Below are 434 nucleotides of genomic sequence, written 5' to 3' on the forward strand. Positions count from 1 at the left end.
TCGAAGAGTTCGAGTTCCGCTTCCGCGCCCGCGACCTGCAACTCAAACGCATGAACGACTTTGCATCGGCCTATGGCAAGTTCGACTTCAAGGCAGGCACGGGTGATGTGGTGATCGAGGCCCAGGCTGAAAATGGCCGGCTCACCGGCTACATCAAGCCAATGCGGCGTGATGTGGAGGTGTTCGATTGGCAACAAGACGTTGAAAACCAGGACAAGAATATCTTCCGCTCAATCTGGGAAGCAGTGGTGGGCGCCAGCGAAACCGTGCTGAAAAACCAGCGTAAAAACCAGTTCGCCACCCGTGTGGAGCTGAGCGGTAGCGTGCATCAGCAAAATGTCAGTGCGTTTTCTGCGGTGATCGCGTTTCTGCGCAATGGGTTCATGCAGGCGTTCAATGCTCGTTACGAACAGCTCAACCCCATCGCGGATTAA

Annotated in this window: 1 pseudogene; it reads left to right on the forward strand. The window is 55.1% G+C overall.

Features of this window, described 5'->3' with window-relative positions:
- Positions 1 to 434, forward strand: a pseudogene (locus JMV15_RS28110) (DUF748 domain-containing protein); the annotation flags it as partial.

This window comes from Pseudomonas paracarnis (assembly GCF_904063055.1).
Classification (GTDB): Bacteria; Pseudomonadota; Gammaproteobacteria; order Pseudomonadales; family Pseudomonadaceae; genus Aquipseudomonas; species Aquipseudomonas paracarnis.